Annotated in this window: 1 protein-coding gene; it reads left to right on the plus strand. The window is 40.2% G+C overall.

Translation table 11 applies throughout. The annotated features are described in order from the left end of the window. Positions 1–503 (plus strand): integrase core domain-containing protein (locus BU804_RS08070; RefSeq protein WP_143298963.1); only part of this gene is annotated, 503 nt, incomplete at both ends.

The following is a 503-nucleotide window of genomic DNA, read 5'->3' on the forward strand; positions in this document are numbered from 1 at the left end:
ACAAAGAGAGTGGTCTCAAAATCAGAAAAAGGGGTGGAAGGAAGAGAGCTTTAGGTTCTAGAATAGGACCTGAGGAGATTTCTAGGCCAAATCAAAGATGGTCTCTTGACTTTGTTTCAGATGCATTAGCCAATGGAAGGCGCCTTCGGATTCTAACAATTATGGATGACTTTACTAGGAAAAGTCTTAAGATGGTGGTAGATACCTCGATCAGCGGAGTTCGTGTTGCGAGAGAGCTATCTGAGTTGATAGAGACAGAGGGGAGGCCAGCATGCATATTAAGCGATAATGGGACGGAATTTACTAGTAATGCTATTTTGAAGTGGTCATGGGATAACAAAATTAGCTGGAAGTATATTCAACCTGGTAAGCCAATGCAAAATGGTTACATTGAAAGTTTCAATGGAAAGCTTCGTGATGAATGCTTAAATGAAAATTGGTTTTTAAATGTTAAGGATGCTCGTAGCACGATTGAAAAGTGGCGCGAAGACTATAATGAGTAT

This window comes from Candidatus Protochlamydia sp. W-9 (genome assembly GCF_001950615.1).
In the GTDB taxonomy this organism is placed as follows: domain Bacteria; phylum Chlamydiota; class Chlamydiia; order Chlamydiales; family Parachlamydiaceae; genus Protochlamydia; species Protochlamydia amoebophila.